The sequence below is a fragment of the Aliikangiella sp. G2MR2-5 genome, from assembly GCF_015687155.1.
GTDB lineage: Bacteria > Pseudomonadota > Gammaproteobacteria > Enterobacterales > Kangiellaceae > Aliikangiella.
Map to the genome: position 1 here is coordinate 25,925 of NZ_JADPQF010000006.1, position 21,721 is coordinate 47,645.

Below are 21,721 nucleotides of genomic sequence, written 5' to 3' on the forward strand. Positions count from 1 at the left end.
AAAACCTAACGCCAACGACAGTGGCAAATTGGAGCGTAGCGGAAAATTGTCCTCTGCTCGTTCTTGTTAAGCATTTTGCCTAAACCTTTTGCTATTTAGCAACTGTTTAGCAACATTCCTAAGTTTTTTGTTGCTGCCCCTTTCAGCCAGCCACTTCACGTGTTCAACCTTCAGATCACTACGTTGAGCAATATACTCTTGGATATGGCTATCACCACATGACTTTATTTCTTCAAAACAATCGCTAACAGAGCTACGTTCGATTTTTCTAGCTAGCTTTTCCCTTAAGTACCTTTTATGAATCGGCATCTCCGAAACCTCCGGATACCTAACTATCCAATTGAGCTGGCTATCAGATAGGATATTAGAATGAATCAACTCGATAATGCGATTTTCATGGAGGTCGCATTTATCTGGACCATTATCTGTTAATTCAAAAATAGCAGCTACCTCATTGTCACTTAGCGAATCTTTAGATCTTAAGAAATCGCAAAAGCCTCCGTTTCGATAGTGCTCGGCATTTTTATCATCAGATGTTTGTATTTCTTCATATTGGGCAAGAAGATACTCTTCCGTGATAATCCCGTGAGATAACCACTCTTTCGTATATCCAAGTCTGCTTAGTGCCTTTTCATTGCTCATAGCTTATGTGCTTAACAGATTATTATCTTCACTAAATCACGATAATACGAAAATCTCTAAGATACCTAAAGTGCTTTTTGTATTATAAACAGCCAGTTAAACGACAAAGATAAAGTAAAGTCTTGCTATTATCGTGATTTACTGACGATAAATACACATCTCAAGAATAGAATAACTAATAAAATCAAATAGATAATTGAGTTTTGAAGCGTGGTAAGAACATTATCACCAGAAAAATCCTCACGTCTTCCAAAGAGATAACCTTTAATTTTTGTTTTAGTTGAATTCCCCGTTAAAAAGAATCTCAAAAATACCAATTAACTCGTCAAATACCTGACCGCCTGCCTCGCAGTCAAAATACATCCCGCAATAAAAGTTCCTTCCAGTGATCGCTTACCACTGGCTCCACCGCCGCCAAAACCGGCTGCCTCACCGACAGCAAATAGTCCTTCAATTGGATTGCCATCAACTCCCATTACCTGACTATTGAGGTTAGTCTGGATACCGCCCAAACTTTTACGAGTAATCAATTTGAGTTTTATCGCGATAAGCTCAGACCCGTCAATAATCGGTTTGGGGTAACAGGTTCTTATCTTCTCACTGGACCACCGGCGCAACTGTGTAATTCGCCTTAACTGTTCATCGTTCCAGAATTTCTTTCCCGACAAAACCATTTGATCATAAGTTTCAATTGAATTTCTTACTTTATCAAACTCAACTCTGACCCCCTCATTAATCTGGTTCATTCGTTCGACCAGCGTTTTAAGATTGTTGGCGCTGACAAAACATTCGTTTTCCGCAAGCATTTGATTAACCAGCCGTGAATTACCCAAAAGAGTTTCTTTCAGTAAACCGAACAGCTTTCGATCACGGATCATCGGATTATGCTCGGCACCTGAAATGGCCAGTTCCTTTTCTGCGATGCGACGATTTAATACCTGCCATGAGTGCTCGAAAGGCAGCTGTGACAGTCGCTGACAAAGTTCATAAGTATCAAACCCGGTCACCAGTGGCTCGGGTCCAATTCGCGCTCCGCTAGCATCAAGCCAGAGGGCCGACTTGCAAGGGATCAGGCTAAGTCCTTCTCCTTCAAATTCGGGATTAGCTTTTGCAACACCCGCGGCGTAGTTCCACATTTTATTCAGATGAGTAACCTGCCCGCCGTGCCCAATAACCTGATCGTGTAACCTGCCATCATTGGTTGGATGTGATCCGTTAAGCAACTGTTGCGGCGGATGCCCCCAACTTTCAGGCCAGTTCTTTTTAACCCGCTCCAGGTCACCGGAAAAGCCACCAGCGGCAATGATGACATTATCGGCACTGACCTCTATCTCTTTTTTTTCGATTGAATTTCGAACAATTAAATTTCGAACAATTAAATTTTGAACATCCGGCTCAGAAACTGAGTCAAATGATTCAAGTAAACAGCCGTTTACTCTGCCGTTACTTTTCAAAAGTTTGGTGGCTTTGGTATTAAAGAGAAACCGGATTTTTTCTTTTGGAAATGAGTAAAGCTGCTGCTTTATTTTTTCTACCAGAAAAGCGCTTCCTCCCCACAAAATATGATATCGCGGCAAACTATTACCCAGTACATGCCAGCCTCTTTCGATCCAGTTGACCGCCGGTAAAAATCGAACGCCCAACTTTCGTATATAGTCGTAAATATCAAGCCTTGAACGTTCGCAATAAAGTTCGGCCCACTGCTTTGGCCAAATATCCAGTTCGCCGAGCTCGGCAAATGACATCCAGTCTCTAAGCGCTCTTTCCGGGGAATCGGGAATGGAGAGTCTTTTTTGTTCAGGTGTTCCAATTAGAGCCATACCGCCAAATGCAATTCTGGCCAGTCCGCCGAGTCTATCTTCTCCCTGAGCATCGACAATGAGCACCTGCTCTCCACGTTTAAGCAGTTCCAGCGCCGTTACCAGTCCGGCAATTCCTGCGCCGATAACAAGGTGGTTTGTTTTTATTTGATGCCAGCCTGACTTTTCCATCGGGTTTCTCCGAAAAACTATATTCCGTTTAAATTTCCCCCATGCTTACTTATACCCTTTTACACCGTCACCGTATTGATATTAATCAAATGAACATTTTTGTAATGACCTGAAAGCTTTCTCCACAAACAAAAAAAGGTAGCCATTTGGCTACCTTTATCATTCGTTGTTGTTTGTTAATATTGGATGAATTATCCGGCAACAACCTTGGCAACTGCCTTTTCAAATGCACGCATACCCTGTTCAATTTCTGCCTCAGAAACAAGTAAAGATGGCGCCAGACGAATAACATTTGGACCAGCCATAAGAATCATCAGATTTTGCTCCAATGCCGCCACCATAAATTCTCTTGCTCTACCCAGATATTCCTCTTTAAGCGCTGCACCAATAAGCAGTCCTTCACCACGGACTTCTTCGAATACGTTGTACTGCTCATTGATCATTTGCAACTTGGTATTAAACAAGTTGTGTTTTTCTTTAACGCCTTCAAGAGTGGCAGGATCATTAATGATATCAAATGCCGCACTTGCCACTGCACAACCGAGTGCATTACCACCATAGGTGCTGCCGTGAGTACCAACTTTAAGTGCTGCTGCAAATTTCTCTTTGGCTAACATTGCGCCAATCGGAAATCCTCCTCCCAAAGCTTTTGCACTGGTCAAAACGTCAGGCTCGATGCCATGAAGCATATAGGCAAAAAGCTCACCGGTGCGTCCCATACCAGTTTGAATCTCGTCAAAAATCATGACTGCGTTGTATTTGTCACAAAGCTCTCTGACTTTTTCAACAAACGCTTTGCTCGCAGGGATAATACCGCCTTCTCCTTGAACCGGCTCAAGTACGATGGCACAGGTCTTATCAGAAACTGAGGCTTCAAGCATTTCGATGTTGTTATATTCAAGGTGAGTAATCCCTCCAGGAAGCGGCTCGAAACCTTGAGTATACTTGGGTTGACCACCCACACTTACCGTGAAAAGAGTTCGACCATGGAAAGACTGTTTAAAAGAGATAATTTCATGTTTCTCAGGACCAAAGTTTTCAGAAGCGTATTTACGCGCTAGCTTAAAAGCTGCTTCATTCGCTTCGCCACCGGAATTTGCAAAGAAAACTTTGTCAGCAAAAGTGTTATCTACCAGCTTTTTAGCCAGTTCAAGCGCAGGCTCATTAGTAAAGACATTACTCAAGTGCCATAGTTTCTCACCCTGCTCCTTCAAAGCACCAACAAGCGCTGGATGACAATGGCCCAATGCATTTACCGCGATTCCACCGGCAAAATCAATGTACTCATTACCTTCTTTATCCCAAAGCTTACAACCTTCACCTTTAATCGGTATTACCGACAAAGGCGAATAATTGGGTACCATTACATCGTCAAAGGTTTCTCTCGTAACTGAGGTCATTCGTTTTTTCCTATTCGTACTAAATTGTGCTTCTGTCTTTCGGAGATCCTGTTCAGTGCAAATATTACACATTTTCAACAAGGACTTAATAAACAGCATCTATTCGTTTTTATTTGTGGAACGTATCATCGCTAATTTTACATCGGGATACCAGCTTTGAAAGCTAAAAAATTTATTCAATATTACCGGTCACAATCGCTTATTCTTATCCTTCGGTGCTAGAAATTACTGATTTTAGTCGCAGGCTTTTGAATTATAATGCATTTGCACTATAATGCTTTCAAATATCTCACCCTCATAACGGCTTGATATTAAGGGGCTTTTACCTTGATACGAAAACCTGAGTATAATACAGCCCCTTAAATCTTTAACCCTCTATGTAAGGAGTGCTCTAAGTATGATGGTTATTCGCCCGGTCAAAATGGCTGATCTTGATGATATAGTCGATTTGGCTAGCAAAACTGGCTCGGGATTAACAACACTTCCCCATAGCCGTGAGCACTTGCAGAGAAAAATTGAAAACTCCCTGGCCGCTTTCGACAAAACCGAAAATAACCCGTGTGACGAGTGTTACCTATTTGTTCTGGAAGACACCAAAACAGGCCAGGTTGTCGGCACAAGTGGCGTGGTAGCGGCAGTCGGCACCAGCAAACCTTTTTATACTTATAAGCTCAACACCGAAGTTCATTACTCCATTTCCATGGATATCTATCGCAAGCTGAATTTCCTGACTTTGACCAACGACTTCACCGGTGCTTCAGAGATATGCACACTATTCCTGTCTCCTGACTTCCGCGGAGGAGGAAACGGCATTCTTCTATCGAGAAGCCGCTTCTTATTTATGGCTGAACACCCCGAGCGTTTTGGTGATCGCGTTTGTGCAGAAATGCGTGGTGTCTCAGATGACACTGGCCGCTCTCCATTCTGGGAAAGTGTTGGCAGGCACTTTTTTGGGGTAGATTTCGAAACCGCTGACAAAGAAAATGGCGAAGGTAACAACCAGTTTATTGCCGAACTAATGCCGCATCACCCAGTTTATGTTCCCATGCTTTCCGAGGAAGCTCAGGCTGTTCTGGGTGAAGTTCATGAACAAACTCGTCCCGCGGTTCAAATGTTGAAAGCTGAGGGATTCAGATATACTGGTTACGTCGATATTTTTGATGGTGGCCCTACCATTGAAGCGCCAGTCAAAGAAGTCTTGACCGTTCGTGACAGTATTTTGCTTGAAGTTGAAATTGGCAGTTCAGATCCTCACTCAGCATCCAATGCAATGCTAAGTAATACCGGCCTCAAGGACTTTCGGGCGTGTTTGGCGAAACTGGCACCGCCAAAAGACAATCATGTGGTCATCACCCAGGAATGTGCAGACGCTTTAGGAGTAAAAGCAGGCGATACAGTAAGAGTAAGATATTATTAATCTGCTCTTCGCTTATTGTTAAGCTCTTAAGAATTATCATAAAAAGCCGCTTAGTTGTTTAATTTAGCGGCTTTTTTGTTGAAGTACCTTATAGGTTTTTATTCATTAATTTAATCAGTTGAGCTGAAATCGCAGCACCAGCCTCCAAAGTAGCTCTAGGCTCATCATCCGCGTTTTCGGTAACTACAAATGGAGCAATTTCAACCATATCGGCACCAGTAATCGGAAAGTGCTGACCAATGGTATCGATAATTGTATGTGCATCAGTTGGCGACAGGCCGTCAACTTCAGGTGTACCGGTAGCAGATGCATACCTGGCATCGAGACCATCAATATCAAAACTGACGTAGATCTCATCAACCCCTTTTTGCTTGAGAATTTCAACCGTTTCATCTGCGACCACTTGTGCACCACGGCTCAATACATCCTGAGCCCAGTACTGCTTAACACCAAAAGTTTCTTCCCAATGAGCCTTAGGTTTACCGCTGGAACGGATACCGTATTGCATTAATAACGATGGCTCATCCAGTCCTTCCAGAATATGGGTACACCAGCTACCAAAACAAAGATCAATGCCCAGACGCTCAATCAAAAGATCGGTATGCGCATCAAAATGAATAATTGCCGCTTTTTTACCTTGCTTCTTCTTGGCCGCGAGATATGACTTTACCAGCGGATAGCTCACCGAGTGATCTCCCCCCATGGCAAAAATTCCTTTGTTCGGATGACTTTCATAGAAAGCATCGCAAATCTTTTCCGTAATAGATAAGGGGCTTACAGCTAAATCCTCACCCTCTCCCTGGTACAGCGCTTTACGGCAATTATCGATGGTCGGCTCATTGAGATATTTATCATGGAGAAGATGAGGAATAACCCTGACATCGCCCATATCCAAAGGATAGGAATCACCATGCTGGGCAAGGATCGCATTTCTTAAAAATAGAGGTCCCCAGTTTGCTCCACGTAAAATACCACCGCCCGTATCAGAACAGACTCCCAGCATAACAGTAAAGTCATCCGACTCACTGACCGTACTAAGACTTTTCTGCCACGCAGTTTCAACTTCATCGACATTTCCATATAAAGCAGAGTGCAGAGACTCTTTGCGCTCCTTGGCTGTATTGACCGTAAAAACACCGTTACCGGGTGGACATAAGTACTGATTTGCTAATTTTTCGAACATTAATCACCTAGTTTTAAGCTGAACACAATTTTAAGCTGAACACAATTGTACGCTGAACATCGTTTAAAGCTGAACATCTCTACCGCTTATCTTACACCTTTCGCGGCCTCGAATCATGGGCACAAAATAGCAAAGTTCCTCCAATAAAAAAAGCGAGAAAAAGCAAGGGGTCAGTATCTTTACCTGAAGTTTTTGCTACTTATGTAACCATGACCACAGAGTTCGGCCTTCGGTCAACTTCAGTTTGGCGATAGAAACTGTTAACCTTGTTCGCCATAACAGCCCTTCAATAAAGGAAGAATAATAAAAAGCTATGAATCTGACTAATAAAGTACTTATAGGAATGGGAGCCGGGCTATTGGTCGGCCTGGGATTAAACTTTAGCCACACTTACCTTTTTGACAATGCCTTACTGGTACCCGGTACCTTTGTAAATGACCAGGTTATTAACGGCTTTTTCCACGTTGCAGGAAAACTTTTTGTCAATGCCTTAAAAATGTTAGTTGTCCCACTGGTACTATTTTCATTAATCTGTGGAGTTTGTGGAATTGGCGATGTCAGATTACTTGGTAGAATAGGTGGAAAATCTTTCGTTTTGTACCTGTTAACAACAGCGATAGCTATCGCAACTGCAATCGCTTTGGCTGCAGGTTTTGGAATAGGTAGCGGTATCGAAAAAAGCGCGGAATCGACTTTTACCGGAAAAGAAGCCCCCCCACTTTCTGAAGTCCTAATCAAAATTATCCCTTCTAATCCTATCGATGCCATGGCCAATGGCGATATGTTACCGGTTATATTTTTTGCCATTTTATTCGGAGTCAGTATCCTGCTAGTTGGTAAAAAAGCCAAACCAATAGTAACCAACTTTGAATTGCTTAATGAAGTTATGATGAAGATGGTTGGCCTTATTATGTCAACAGCCCCCTATGCAGTATTTTGTTTACTCGCAAAATCGATGGCTCAACTAGGGGTTCCTTTGCTTCTAGAGCTTATAAGCTATGTTGCAGTATTGGTATTCGCTTTGCTTTTGCACCTGTTTGTAACGCTACAAGGAGTCCTGTTTTTATTTTCAGGCCTTAGCCCGTTAAAGCTCTTGTCAAAAATTCGCAATGTACAGGTCTTTGCTTTCAGTACTTCCAGCTCCAATGCAACAATACCGGTTACTTTACGAACAACGACAGAAAGGATTGGCGTTAACAATTCTGTCGCTTCTTTTACTGTACCCTTTGGCGCAACAATCAATATGGATGGCACCGCCATCATGCAAGGTGTCGCTACTGTATTTATCGCCAATATCTATGGAGTGGAATTAGGCTTAGTAGGCTATCTGACTGTTATTTTAATGTCAGTCCTGGCCTCAATTGGTACAGCGGGCGTTCCTGGCGTTGGCTTGATAATGTTATCCATGGTTTTTGCTCAGGTAGGACTTCCTGTTGAAGGCATTGGTCTGATTCTTGGCGTCGACAGGCTTCTCGATATGATTCGTACAGCGGTAAATGTCTCTGGAGATATTGTCGTTTCAACAGTGGTTGCCAAAAGTGAAGGAAAGCTGGATCTCAAAGTTTTCAATGATCCAAATGCAGGAATATTTGATGAAGGCCAGACTCACTTTGATGAATCCATGGAGCAGGAACTTGCTCAGGCAGTAACACAAACTCACGACACTAATTAATCAATCATTCATTCAATCAATCAATCAATCAATCAGGCCGACAGCCTGCCTGCGGAAAACGGTGGAGAGCAAACCTTTCCACCGTTTCTAACCAAAGCTTGAGAAAACGATATTAGTTCAAATGCTTAATTTCAATAGCGTCTATATTCTCATCCGATTCAACCCCAAGGATTTTTCGATAAAAATATAGTTCCGCATTAAGTGCTTTTACTACGGTTTCAGCATTTCGAAAACCATGGCCTTCACCTTCGAACAACAGGTAAGCGTAAGGTATTTTCTTCTCTTCCAGAGCACAAACCATTTTCTCAGCCTGGTTTGGTGGTACAACCTTGTCATCTGCTCCCTGAAGGATAAGAATTGGGCAGGCCAGCTGCTCTGTATGATAAATAGGCGAACGTGCTTTATAAATATCAATGGCATCAGGAAGCGGACCAACCAGCTTATCACTATAGCTGCCTTCAAATTTGTGGCACTCATTAGCCAGGGCTTCAAGATCAGAGACACCATAGCGGCTCATTCCAGCTGTAAATACATCAAAGAAAGTCAATGCGCACAGCGTGGTGTAGCCTCCAGCGCTTCCTCCGCGAATAAAAAGTCCATCAGGGTTTGCCCGCTTTTCTGCTACCAGAAAATTGGCTGCAGCAATACAGTCTTCTACGTCGATAACTCCCCACTGACCATTCAATTGATCTCGATACGCCTTTCCGAACCCTGTACTTCCCCCATAGTTAACATCTACTACAGCAAAGCCCCTGTTGGTCCAAAACTGGATACCAGGATCGAGCGCGCAATTAGTGGCCGCTGTAGGTCCACCATGACTCATCACTATTAATGGAGGCAAATCATTTTCACTGGCTTCAAACTCACTACTTTTAGGTGGGTAGTAAAAAGCATAGGCAGTACGCTCATTGGCCGATGGAAAAGAGATTGGTTGAGCGATACTGACGTCACCAGCAGGTAATACAAAGGGGGATATTTCTGAAAGTGCATGGTACCGGCCGCTAGCCAAGTCCAGTCGGTACATCGCTAGCTCAATCGCTGGTCCAGATGCACAAAAATACAGATTGTCCTCATCAGAAAGTAACCGGCCTTCAAAATGTTTAAATGGCAAAGCAACCGGCTCGACATGCCCGCTGTCTTCCTCAATCAAACACAATTGCTGTTGCCCCTCGACAAAATAGAGTGCATAAATTTTATCGTCATGCGTTATTGTGTAGGTGCCTTGGCCAAACACCCATTGAGGCACGCCAAAATCATTATTCGTTGGAGCCAGGGCATTCAGCATACCGCCCTGATGACTGTAGATATTCGACCAGCCACTCGCATCACTAATGTAATGTAAAACCCCTCCATGACTCCACTCTGGTTGGAATACAGATACATTATCCCCCCCGGTTACCTTGTGAACAGCGTCAATCTGACCACTATCATGAATATCTGCCAGCCAAAGCTCTGCAGAATCCCAAGGCATATCTGGTTGGTTCCAGCAGGTCCAGCAAAGGCGATGACCCAGAGGACTGATTCTCGGATAGCTGTAGAAATCAAAACCTTCATGCAGTACTTCGACCCTCTTCAACTTAAGATCAATCCTCACCAGCTGATTCAACACCGTCTCACCCTGATGTCTTTCTCGAACACATATAAGCGATTGAGAAGCTTCATGCAGGTCAAAATCGGCGTAACGGTCTTCAACGTTGGTCTCAACCGGAGTAAGCGCAGTTAGCTCTCCATTTTCAAAGACATAAACCCGGTTATCGTCGGCATTAGAAAAGTAAACACTCCCCTGCTTTACGAGAAAATCTCCTCCACCATATTCATGTACTTTTGTCCTGACACTTACTGAGTCGGGTAAAACTTCTTCACATAGTGACTTGTTACTACTTCGAACAATAACGCCGCGCCCCTGCTCTGAGGCCCTTGATTCCAACCAATACAACCAGCCATCATCCAGATGCATTTGACCAAAGCGTTTTCCTTTCTGCGCCAGGAGATTTGAGGTCAATTTTGATTGCCAACTGCCATAAGGTTTTATTGATTTCATTGTCTTATTCATTTGTTTTATCTAGTTTTTTAATGAGAATAACCAAACAGTTCGTCAGAGAGCGTGGCCACCAGATAGAGTCGCACTTTCGGATCAGTTTGGCATGGAGAGCTTCATGTGGTGACTAAAGCTTTGTACTACCAGTCGATCTGATAAACACACTCTGTTAGTTCGGTTAGCCCCCGTTGCATAAACTTTGGCTCACCTTTTAGAATATCCATCTTTGCTAATACTTTAATTTGAGCAAAATTGAAAAGCTTTTCTACTTCAGATCGTTCAACTGAAAAAGGAGGCCCTTTCATTTCCTGCTGAGGATACTCGAGGGTAATTAACATAAGCTTAGCCGATGGGAAAAGCCGATGCATATGATTAACGTAGTTTTTTCTCATGTTCTCGGGTAAGGCAATTAGAGCGGCTCTGTCATATATTGCCTGAACCTGATCGAAATCGTGTTCTCGCAAAGAAAAGTAGTCTCCCTGCCAGATTTTGATATCACCGCCGTCGTAAAGAGCTAGTGGTGACTCCGCGCTTCGGGAAATCACAGGCTTTTGAACTCCCTCATACCCTGCACTAACATCGAAAAATCTTGATACCGCTTTTTCGCTGAGCTCACATCCTACGACCCGAATACCCAAAGATAACAGATATACCATATCAACAGACATGCCGCACAAGGGAACAAATATCTGTTCGCTTTGCTGAAAAACTTTACCTGCATACTGACTAAGAAACGGGTGCGGATCGGGGTTATGAAAACCAACTTCCTGTCTATTCCACTTTTCCAGCCAGAACTCTCTCTCCATCAAGCATTCCTTATTCAGAATTTAACTAGCTTCGAAAAAGTCTCGACTGAATATGCTTTTGCCACAAAGACATTAGAACCCGTTCCATTGCTGACTGTACTGAAAAAGAAAATCTTTCGGCCAGTGGACGTTTAACTCGGTAGGTAATTTCAAACACGTCCATGTCGTCAGATGTGCTGATAATGTAATCGTCACTCGTTTTAACTTCGTCAATAAGTCCAAGTTCTAGCGCTTGAGTTCCATACCAATGCTCACCAGTCGCCACCTTCTCAATATTCAGATCCGGTCTGTTAGCAGTAATAAACTGCTTGAAAAGAACATGGGTTTCTTCCAGCTCTTGTTTAAATTTTTCTCGTGCAGCATCAGTATTTTCAGCAAACATCGTCAATGTGCGCTTATATTCTCCTGCAGTATGCTGCTCATAATCTACTTTGTTATGCTTTAATAATCGATGAAAATTAGGAATTTCTGCAACGACACCAATTGAACCAACCACAGCAAAAGGGGCCGCAATGATTTTATCTGCTACACAGGCCATCATATATCCACCCGAGGCAGCAACCTGATCGACAGCAACGATAAGCTCTAGACCAGCCTCTTTAATCCTGCTCAATTGTGAAGCCGCTAGCCCATAGGCATGAACCAAACCTCCAGGACTTTCCAGACGTACCAAAACTTTGTCCTGCTTATTCGCTGAGGTGATTATCGCTGTAATTTCTTCTCTCAGGTTTTCAACATCGGAGGCTTCGACATCTCCTTCAAAGTTAAGAACAAACATTTTTGCGCCATCTTTATCTGGAGTATCAATATCGGTTTCCTGATCATCTGGGCTTTCAGCAACGTCAGACTCACTTTCCGGTTTTTCTTTTGTTTCTTGAGCTTGCTCATCAGCTAACTCTTCTACCGAAGACTTGGATTTCTTGGCGGATTTTGCCAGAGCCTTAGCCTTTTCCTTATTCTTTTTTTGTTCAGCTTTTTCTTCTTTTCTTTTCTGTTTGGCAAGCTCTTTAAACTCTTCGTCACTCAAAAGCTCTTTTAACATACCCTCTTTAACTTCCTGAATTTCTTCAGATAAGTTATTCACCTCAATATGTCCTTCAAAATGCTTCTTGTTCTTTTGGCCAGCACTGGCAATTGCCGCGACGATCACAATTAGCGCGATAACAATAGTAACGACTTTGGCGAGAAACATGCCGTATTCAGATAAAAATTCCAAAGAGAGTCTCCATTTAAAGTATGAGTAATTATTTTTCCAAATAACCTGGACTCAGGATGCTAAAACAGGATGAGTATCATGATACTTCAAGATGCGCAGATATATAAATAAAGATAATTAATGCTAGCAATATAAAAAAATACCCCCGCCTTGAAGCGGGGGCATTTTACACCTTTTGACCAAGTTTTACACTGCTTGAATGCTTAAGCCGAGAAATTGGTCGGAACCTTGCGACTCGCGTCAAGATTATTCAAGTAGTGAAGGATCCGTGACAGTTACACCCAAGCCACCGCTTCCAATGAAAGTGGCGATTTGAGTTTGCATTTCAACGGTATAATCCAGATACTGTGTTGCGCTGTCAGGACCAGCCGGCGTTAATACCGTTCCGTGAATACCACTGTTCATACGCGAAAACAGACGGCTTCCAGCGACAAAATCACCGGCATTTTCAGCTGAAACAACTGTAGTTCCTAACATAGCCGCCATTGGTACAGTGCCGGCAGTAGGAGAAGTTGCAACAGCATTAGGAACAGCTGTATCGCCCGCCACCTGGAACATCAACAGTGGAATACCATTTGCCAGGTTGACAGCGTTAGAGTTGATTGAATCGCCATCATCAATCACCGTTTGTGTTGCAAACAGAAATGACTGGTAATCAGCACTTCCGGTTTCAATTCCTTGAGCTGCGAGAGCCGCTTTGACCGGATCTCCAAATTGTGGCGAACCATCAATCATTCCCGCAAGGTTTCCTCCAGAATTGGCCAATACCGCAAGTTTTACAAAATCCGAGTGAGCCAGGAAGATATTACCAACAATACCGCCCCATGAGTGTCCCATGAAACTAACATTGCTATAGTCCAGATCTGGCGCTAAAGGATTCCCGTCAAAATCCATCGCCGGGATCGCTTTTTCCAGAGTCAGTAAGTCCAGAACCGCTTGGCGATTGTTGTCTCTGGCCACCAGTAGATTACGCAGATTAATTGTGTATGAACCCGAAGTTTCAGGAATTCCGTCCGGGCCGGCAGCACCTGTCGTATTGTTCATCAAATCCAAACCGAAAGTACGCTCTCTTAATCCGCCAGCAGTATAACCTTCGAATAACATCGCAGCTAAATCATGATTTGCATCGATACCATGCAACGGCATATCCATAGCAACAACCGCAGTACAAAGTGGTGGCGCAGCCATTGTATCTGCAATACCAAGCATATTGGTTCTATTTGAAGTGATACCATGTTGGAAAATCATTACAGGATAGCCTGCAGCCGGCTTGGTACAGCCCAGTCCTGCTTTTGGCATAGACACAAGAAGAGGCACCGACTCCTGACCATTGATTTTAACCAGAGGATTGGCATAGGTTGTAGTGCCGCCAGCAAAAGGGTTCGGAATTAAAGTCATTGGATCCGCAGGATTAGGGATCTGGTCCGCGCCAACAAAGAATGTTGAAATAGCGCTGACATCATATTGATCCGCAGCAGGCTGCAGATAATAGTTCAGGGTCAACTGTCCTTTATACAAATCAGCTGCGCCGATACCCGTAATAGGCGCAGTATCGATAGGAAGCTGAGTAAAGCTGGTAGCAGGATAGGAGCCCATCGAGAATGGCAAATCGATGTTGAGTAACTTATTGGCTGCTACAACTTCGCCCATAGACTGGACTGTAAACTGGAAGCTAAGCACGATATCTTCTTTTGCCTGACCATCTGCATCTACCGCATTCTCGATCGCGTTGACTAACTGCCTTACAGGCTCCAGTCCCGCTGTAGGAGAGTTTGGATCTAATGCATCCTCGCCTTTAACGATTTCATATTGACCGTCAGCGACTATTGCATTGCCGTTACTGTCGGTTACACCATTTGTAACCACAACAGCATAACTGGCTTGTGGGGTTAAAGGTAAAAGAGGAATGACCGCAACAGTTAAGTCAGTTGCATAAGTTGCGACAAAATCAACACCTGGAGTCAACTCTCTGACTACACTGGTAACAGGGCCGCTCGGTACAGGAATACCTGTGCCGGGTAAAGCTTCAGGTCTTAGCACATTCACTTCATACATCTTGATAGTGCTTCCAGGTACGATAGATGCTGGAGCTAAATCAACACCTGCCTCAGGGCCAGCGAAAGAAATGAAAAATGGAGCAACTGCACTCCAGCCATCCAGACCACTAACCGCTACGATGGGATCACTATAGTCGCTAGCATCATCTACCGGTGGATTTAAAGTCAGATCTTCCGTGCCATTAAAAATCAGGTCATTCGGCAATGGAACGAGGCCATTACTAGGCTGATAAATTGCCTTTGTCTTTCCCGGAATCACTGGTTCCTTCGGTGAATCAGAACACCCCGCCAGGCCCAATGCACTTGTAACGGCTAGTCCCAAAATGAGCTTTTTCATGTATATCTCCCAATAAGGCAAATGTAAGGAAAGCAGTCGTATATCAATAGACTATTCATCAGTTATCAGCAATCAAAAATACTGGTTCCTGATCAGGTCCTCTTGAGCAGCATTCCCGCTTATCATTATGTTTTTTACCCAAATTTTCTTTATTCAAAGGCGCCCAACACATCGGAGCACCAATTATCCCGACCAATCCTACTCACATTCTATAGTCCATGGCAAGTGTTCAGACCAGTTTAATCAAATAATTATTCAGAATTCCTGAAAAATGCCTGATTCTGCGTAGGCCCTATCTCGCCTTTGCTGCTGCGCACAAAATTATATCTAAAAAGAAAGGCAAGCACCTTTTATATGACACTATATTGGGAAAAATTCAGCTCAACTCTAGCTTAATCTGTCGACCTTGAATACTTGCCTGTCACAGTAATATTTTTATAACACGCTCTTGTATAAAAGCTTATTGCTCAATCGAAGAAATTAGTCATAAAAATTCTAATGAAATATTGCTAAACAAACAGCGAATAACAGTAGAAAGCTCAAAGTAGCATTCGCCCATTTTTTCCTTGGGGTAGCTTGATTCTGAAAAAGCCTTTCTTTAAGTGTAAATATTTTTAAAAAATATCGATCTAATTAAGCAAATTTTTAATAACAAGACTAAGCTTAATTTAGGTGAAACAAAAAACAAGTTCGGCGACTGAAATTCGACTCGAAAAGCAGGAATCTCTCGGGCACTTTTCGGTTAAAAAACGGACTAAACTAGTGATATTAGTCACAGGCTTATTTGACTTGGTAACGTAAATTTATTTCGGAGAACACGATGAGTATATTTAATAAGTACCAAGAACGCTACGAAAGCCAACAAGAAGAAGAATATTCTCTTTCGGAGTATCTGGAACTTTGTAAAAGTGATCGAGCGGCTTATGCCAATGCCGCAGAACGCATGCTGATGGCTATTGGCGACCCAGAGAAGGTCGACACTTCGAAAGACCCTCGTTTGAGTCGCATATTTTCTAACAAGATTATTTCTCGCTATCCAGCTTTTGAAGACTTTTATGGCATGGAAGACTCAATTGAGCAGATCGTCTCCTACTTTAAACATGCAGCGCAGGGTCTGGAAGAAACCAAGCAAATTTTATACCTACTAGGGCCAGTTGGCGGTGGTAAGTCATCACTTGCTGAAAAACTGAAAAGCCTGATGCAAAGGGTTCCAATTTATGCAATCAAAGGCTCTCCTGTTTTTGAATCTCCACTAGGGCTTTTTAACCCGGATGAAGATGCACAAATATTAGAAGAAGAATATGGAATCCCCAAGCGTTATCTTAACTGCATAATGTCACCCTGGGCAGTTAAACGATTACACGAATACGGCGGGGATATTTCTCAATTCAGAGTTGTCAAAATCCTGCCATCAGTTCTTGACCGAATAGCAATTTGTAAAACGGAACCTGGAGACGAGAATAACCAGGATATTTCATCTTTAGTCGGCAAGGTAGATATTCGTAAGCTGGAAAACTTTGCCCAGAATGATCCTGATGCTTATAGCTACGACGGAGCGCTTTGTCGAGCCAATCAAGGCATTATGGAATTTGTTGAGATGTTTAAAGCACCAATAAAAGTGCTTCACCCTCTATTAACAGCAACCCAGGAAGGCAACTTTAACGGTACCGAAGGAATGTCTGCGATGCCTTTCCAGGGAATTGTTCTTGCCCACTCGAATGAATCCGAGTGGCAAAGTTTTAGAAACAATAAAAATAATGAAGCGTTTTTAGACCGAGTCTATATTGTCAAAGTACCATACTGCCTCAGAGTTAGTGAGGAAGTCAGGATATATCAAAAGCTGCTCGACAACTCATCGTTAAGCCAGGCGCCTTGTGCACCGAACACCCTGAAAATGTTAGGTCAGTTCAGCGTTTTATCACGAATAGTTAAACCAGAAAATTCCAGTATCTATTCAAAAATGAAAGTTTATGATGGTGATAGTCTTAAAGATACGGATCCTAAAGCAAAATCTTATCAAGAGTATCGCGATTATGCTGGCGTAGATGAGGGTATGAACGGTCTATCAACCCGATTTGCTTTTAAAATCTTGTCTCGCGTATTTAACTATGATCAGACTGAAATTGCGGCGAATCCTGTTCATCTTCTTTATGTGCTTGAGCAACAAATTGAACGAGAACAATTTCCTCAGGAAGTTTATGAGCGTTATCTGGCCTTTATAAAGGAGTTTCTTGTTCCAAATTATGTTGAGTTCATCGGCAAAGAAATTCAAACCGCTTATCTGGAGTCCTATTCTGAGTACGGTCAAAATATATTTGATCGCTACGTAACCTATGCAGATTTCTGGATACAGGATCAGGAATACCGAGATCCTGAAACGGGAGAAAACTTTGACCGCGCCTCACTAAATGAAGAACTGGAAAAAATTGAAAAACCAGCAGGCATATCCAATCCCAAAGACTTCCGTAATGAGGTGGTTAATTTTGTACTTAGAGCTCGTGCAAATAATCAAGGAAAAAATCCTAAATGGACTAGCTACGAAAAATTGCGCGGGGTAATCGAGAAAAAAATGTTCTCTAACACTGAAGAGCTTTTACCGGTTATTTCATTCAATGCAAAATCATCTGCTGAAGACTCTCAAAAACATGACGACTTTGTGAATCGAATGGTCAAGAAAGGATATACGCAAAAGCAGGTCAGACTGCTATGCGAATGGTATTTACGTGTAAGGAAATCTGCGTAATATAAAACTACCGAGAGGAATGTTGAATGCAGATTATCGATCGGCGACTTAACCAAAAAAATAAGAGCACCGTAAATCGCCAGCGCTTTTTGAGACGCTATAGGAAACAGATCAAGCAGGCTATCACCAAGCAAATTAGTCAGCGCGGTGTGACTGACATCGATCAAAATGAAAGTATTTCAATACCTTCGAAAGACATTACCGAGCCGACATTTAGAAGTGGTCAAGGTGGCGTAAAGGAAAGAGTCTATCCTGGGAACAAAGAGTTTACCAAGGGAGACAGAATTCGTCGCCCTCCTCCTGGCGGTCAAGGAGCAGGCAGAAGAGCCAGTGACAAAGGCGAAGGCGAAGACGATTTTTCATTTGAGATTTCAAGTGACGAATACATGGAAATCTTGTTTGAAGGTCTCGAGTTACCGAATCTTAAAAAGAATCAACTCAAAAAATTGGTAAATTACAAACCGATTCGTTCAGGCTTTAACACAGACGGTACCCCTTCCAATATAGATATTGTTCGTTCTCTCAAAGGATCGTTAGCCAGAAGAATAGCTAGTCAGTCCCCATTAAAAGCAGAACTAAAACAAAAAGAGGAAGAACTTGAAAATCTGAGCGAAGAAGATGAAAAACGAATAACTTTATTGGAAGACATCGAGAGCTTAAAAAAACGGATTAAAAGCATTCCCTACCTGGATACCTATGATCTTCGATATAAGAACTTTGACAAACTACCTCAGCCCACTAGTAGCGCCGTAATGTTTTGTCTTATGGATGTATCAGGCTCCATGGATCAACAAACCAAAGATATGGCGAAACGTTTTTTCATTCTTTTGTATATGTTTTTGAAACGAACCTATAAAGATGTGGAAGTAGTTTACATTCGTCATCATACCCAGGCAAAAGAAGTTGATGAGCAGGAGTTTTTCTATTCACAGGAGACGGGCGGAACAATTGTTTCCAGCGCATTAAAACTTATGCTCGAAATTCAACAGGATCGATATCCGGCAGCCGACTGGAACATATATGCAGCCCAAGCTTCAGATGGCGACAACTGGAATGATGACTCCCGAATATGCCATAAACTCCTTTCCGAGAAAATACTAAAGCTGGTTCGTTACTATACCTATGTGGAAATTACACAAAGAGAACCACAGAATTTATGGTATGAGTATTTGCGCTTGCAAGATGCAAACTCTAATTTTGCTATGCAAAAAATTGCTGAACAAAAAGACATATACCCGGTTTTTCGTGAGTTCTTTCAGAAACAATCAGTGAAGTAGGAGAACACTTTGGCCAAAACAAAAAAAGCAGCCAAACCTATATCCGAAACTGCGGATTGGACTTTTGACTTGATTCAAGAGTATTACGATACTATCGCAGGAATTGCTGATGACTTTCAACTTGATACTTACCCAAACCAGATAGAAGTTATCAGTGCTGAACAAATGCTTGATGCCTATGCAAGTGTGGGTATGCCTATCGGATATCACCACTGGTCTTTTGGCAAACACTTTATTCAAAATGAACAATCTTATCGACGTGGTCGTATGGGATTGGCATACGAAATTGTGATCAACTCAGATCCTTGTATCGCTTACCTGATGGAAGAAAATTCCATGATGATGCAAGCTTTGGTTATGGCTCATGCGAGCTTTGGACATAACTCTTTCTTTAAAGGAAACTACCTTTTTAAAACCTGGACAGATGCTGAAGCAATAATTGACTATCTGGTTTTCGCTAAAAATTATGTTGCACAATGTGAAGAAAAATATGGACTCGATGCGGTAGAAAATATCCTGGATTCTTGCCATGCCCTAATGAATTATGGTGTTGATCGCTACAAGCGTCCCTACCCTATATCGATGCGCGAAGAAAAACGTCGACAAAAAGAACGAGAGGCCTTTTTACAATCTCAAGTCAACGAGTTATGGCGAACAATTCCAACTCATCAAAGAAATCAAAAAGGCAGAAATCAAATAAGATTTCCCAATGAGCCTCAGGAGAACATTTTATATTTTATCGAGAAAAATGCGCCGCTGATTGAGCCCTGGCAACGAGAAATTGTTCGTATCGTAAGAAAAATAGGTCAATATTTTTATCCACAAAGACAAACCCAGGTGATGAATGAAGGATGGGCTTGCTTCTGGCACTATACAATACTAAATGAGATGTATCGAAGAGGTCATGTAACCGACGGCTTCATTCTAGAATTCCTTCAAAGCCACACTAATGTTGTTGCCCAACCAGATTTTGACAGTCCTTATTTTAATGGAATCAACCCTTATGCTCTAGGCTATGCAATGATGACCGACATTCGAAAAATCTGTGAAGATCCTGATGAAGAAGATAAACGTTGGTTCCCTGATTTTGCAGGAAGTGATTGGCGTGAAACACTAGAATTCGCGATGAAAAACTTTAAAGACGAAAGCTTTATTGCCCAATTTCTCTCCCCCAGATTAATCAGGCAGTTCAAGTTTTTTGCTATTCTGGATGATAGCGATGAATCAGAGCTTGAAGTCTCAGCCATCCACAATGAGTCAGGCTATCAAGAGTTAAGACAGAAACTCTCTGAACAATACAATCTGAGCCTGAATGAGCCAAATATTGAAGTTTACGATGTTGATATCAAAGGTGATCGCTCTCTTACTCTTCGCCATACACCACACAGAAATGTTCCGCTAGCGGATAGTGTAGATGAAGTTCTTAAGCACCTGTATCGACTTTGGGGTTTTACTGTAAAATTAGAATCGATTGACGAAGAGGAGAATGTTTTTGAAATGTCTCGCTGCCCTGAAAGCCCACCAAAGGTGGAGCAATGACATTTTTTTGACTTCTTAGCGAGCTAACGTCCGACAGCGAGTGATTTAAGATTTCACTTATCAATATCTTTTAGCGAAGTTAGTTCTGAACGCATTTCAGCCCATAAAGCGCCACTTTCTCTACCATATGACCAGATAGCATCACTCAATCTATTGATATCGCCACTTTCAACAATTTCTTTCAAATTACGGTAGTGTTTTTTGGCAAGAGCACGTGTATCAGGAGAGGAAAAATAAAACCGTCCGATTCTATAGTAGATATTTTTAAAACCGTTGAGCATCAATATATAAACGGGATTGCCGGACAAACCCGCACACTCATGCTGCACTTTCCAGTCATAGGCAATGTAATCTTCAGCCTGTTCATCAACATTTTCTACTTCGGCAAAAATAGAAGCCATTTTTTCTGGATTTTCTTTCATTGCAAAACGGTAATAGATCCCACCAAATTGAGTTCTTACATCAAGCAATTGATCTGCCAACTGCAACGATCCTGCGTCGTCTAAACGAGTAATCGTTTCCAGAATATGCAAACCTGCAGTTTCCCAAATATCATTAACTCTTGTTGGCTTGCCATGCTGAATAGTCAACCAGCCATCTCTAGCCAATCTTTGCAATACTTCCCTTAATGTAGTTCTGGTAACTCCAATGAGTTCGGAAAGCTCTCGCTCAGCAGGTAAAATGGTACCAGGAGCAAATTTACCATTCCAAATAGAGTTAACGATATATTCTTCAGCAAAAGCCGCAGGGCTTCGCGCAGTAATGAGATTGGCCATCTATATTTCCTAAATTTAATCTAGAATTTGGGCTCTTTATTATTCTTTACCGTGATAGCATAACGCACCCGGCTCGATGATCAAACAATGAAAAACTGTCGTCTATGGTTATCTTTTATTTAACGATACGTTACGGCGCAACTAGTTAGACACTGGTCTGATAAGTCACTAGGATACGCGTTTTAGCCAATGAAGGCAAAGAGCTTAGAATAATAAAACAACAAAAGGTTGTTCTTTGAACAAGAAATAGCCAAAAGTTCAGATATTTGCACCCAACCCTCTTAGTTTTATGGCAACCAGTTAATTTTTAAATAGTTTTTACTCGAATTTGGGCCAATAGTGCTGGGCAAAAGCAGTGATTAAGTCTAGAATTTGGGTTAATTCGTCCGACTTGTTCAGAATTCAAGCTGGTAACAATCTCTGGTAGTACCTTGACCTGTGGTGGTACTTTGCTCATTGGTAGTACTATAACCTGCGGTGGTACTATGATCTGTGATGGTACTATGATCTGTGCTATTACTATCAGAAATCGCTACAGAAACAGGTAATTCAAAATCAGGTATATTTACCCTGTTAGTTCTGTTGGTTGTTATTTTAGCTGCTTTCTAATAAAAAAATTAAAGCTAC

General features: G+C 42.2%; 14 protein-coding genes. 5 read left to right on the plus strand and 9 right to left on the minus strand.

The features are described from left to right. Positions 1 to 66: 66 nt before the first annotated feature. The 3 genes from IYN84_RS16965 to IYN84_RS16975 form a co-directional block, all read right to left on the minus strand. Complete coding sequence (locus tag IYN84_RS16965; RefSeq protein WP_196140458.1) at positions 67 to 642, minus strand: hypothetical protein; 576 nt, start codon at positions 640 to 642, stop codon at positions 67 to 69. Positions 643 to 959: 317 nt separating this feature from the next. Next, complete coding sequence (locus tag IYN84_RS16970) at positions 960 to 2,633, minus strand: FAD-binding protein (RefSeq protein WP_196140459.1); 1,674 nt, start codon at positions 2,631 to 2,633, stop codon at positions 960 to 962. A 191-nt stretch (positions 2,634 to 2,824) separates the two neighbouring features. Continuing rightward, a complete protein-coding gene (locus IYN84_RS16975) occupies positions 2,825 to 4,033 on the minus strand; it encodes an aspartate aminotransferase family protein (RefSeq protein WP_196140460.1) in 1,209 nt (402 codons plus the stop codon). Positions 4,034 to 4,430: 397 nt separating this feature from the next. Here IYN84_RS16975 and astA point away from each other — a divergent pair, with 397 nt between their 5' ends. Continuing rightward, entirely contained in the window at positions 4,431 to 5,450 is a 1,020-nt protein-coding gene (gene astA / locus IYN84_RS16980; RefSeq protein ID WP_196140461.1) for an arginine N-succinyltransferase, read from the plus strand. An 88-nt stretch (positions 5,451 to 5,538) separates the two neighbouring features. Here the strand turns inward: astA and IYN84_RS16985 are convergent, their stop codons facing one another. Further along, positions 5,539 to 6,633 (minus strand): arginase family protein, encoded by a 1,095-nt coding sequence (locus IYN84_RS16985; RefSeq protein ID WP_196140462.1) that lies wholly within the window; start codon positions 6,631 to 6,633, stop codon positions 5,539 to 5,541. Between the two features lie 313 nt (positions 6,634 to 6,946). Between IYN84_RS16985 and IYN84_RS16990 the strand changes: the two genes are divergently transcribed. Next, positions 6,947 to 8,305, plus strand: a complete 1,359-nt coding sequence (locus IYN84_RS16990) for a dicarboxylate/amino acid:cation symporter (protein WP_196140463.1) — start codon at positions 6,947 to 6,949, stop codon at positions 8,303 to 8,305. A gap of 112 nt (positions 8,306 to 8,417) precedes the next feature. Here the strand turns inward: IYN84_RS16990 and IYN84_RS16995 are convergent, their stop codons facing one another. From IYN84_RS16995 to IYN84_RS17010, 4 genes are all read right to left on the minus strand, one after another. Beyond that, on the minus strand, positions 8,418 to 10,346 hold the full coding sequence (locus IYN84_RS16995; protein ID WP_246723024.1) for a S9 family peptidase: 1,929 nt from the start codon (positions 10,344 to 10,346) through the stop codon (positions 8,418 to 8,420). Positions 10,347 to 10,483: 137 nt separating this feature from the next. Then, positions 10,484 to 11,149, minus strand: coding sequence for a thiopurine S-methyltransferase (gene tmpT, locus IYN84_RS17000; protein WP_196140465.1), 666 nt, complete (start codon positions 11,147 to 11,149; stop codon positions 10,484 to 10,486). A gap of 25 nt (positions 11,150 to 11,174) precedes the next feature. Beyond that, the gene (gene sohB / locus IYN84_RS17005) at positions 11,175 to 12,365 is read right to left on the minus strand and encodes a protease SohB (protein WP_196140466.1); all 1,191 of its coding nucleotides are present in this window, start codon (positions 12,363 to 12,365) and stop codon (positions 11,175 to 11,177) included. Positions 12,366 to 12,611: 246 nt separating this feature from the next. Next, positions 12,612 to 14,759 carry a hypothetical protein gene (locus IYN84_RS17010; protein WP_196140467.1) on the minus strand — a complete coding sequence of 716 codons (2,148 nt, stop codon included), beginning with the start codon at positions 14,757 to 14,759 and terminating at the stop codon, positions 12,612 to 12,614. Positions 14,760 to 15,579: 820 nt separating this feature from the next. Between IYN84_RS17010 and IYN84_RS17015 the strand changes: the two genes are divergently transcribed. The 3 genes from IYN84_RS17015 to IYN84_RS17025 are packed head-to-tail and all read left to right on the plus strand — an operon-like array spanning position 15,580 to position 20,318. Next, the gene (locus IYN84_RS17015) at positions 15,580 to 17,502 is read left to right on the plus strand and encodes a PrkA family serine protein kinase (RefSeq protein WP_196140468.1); all 1,923 of its coding nucleotides are present in this window, start codon (positions 15,580 to 15,582) and stop codon (positions 17,500 to 17,502) included. 26 nt (positions 17,503 to 17,528) lie between these two features. Continuing rightward, a complete protein-coding gene (locus IYN84_RS17020) occupies positions 17,529 to 18,779 on the plus strand; it encodes a YeaH/YhbH family protein (protein WP_196140469.1) in 1,251 nt (416 codons plus the stop codon). A gap of 9 nt (positions 18,780 to 18,788) precedes the next feature. Further along, the gene (locus IYN84_RS17025; RefSeq protein WP_196140470.1) at positions 18,789 to 20,318 is read left to right on the plus strand and encodes a SpoVR family protein; all 1,530 of its coding nucleotides are present in this window, start codon (positions 18,789 to 18,791) and stop codon (positions 20,316 to 20,318) included. Positions 20,319 to 20,371: 53 nt separating this feature from the next. Here the strand turns inward: IYN84_RS17025 and fadR are convergent, their stop codons facing one another. Then, positions 20,372 to 21,094 (minus strand): fatty acid metabolism transcriptional regulator FadR, encoded by a 723-nt coding sequence (fadR, locus tag IYN84_RS17030; RefSeq protein WP_196140471.1) that lies wholly within the window; start codon positions 21,092 to 21,094, stop codon positions 20,372 to 20,374. Positions 21,095 to 21,721: the final 627 nt, after the last annotated feature.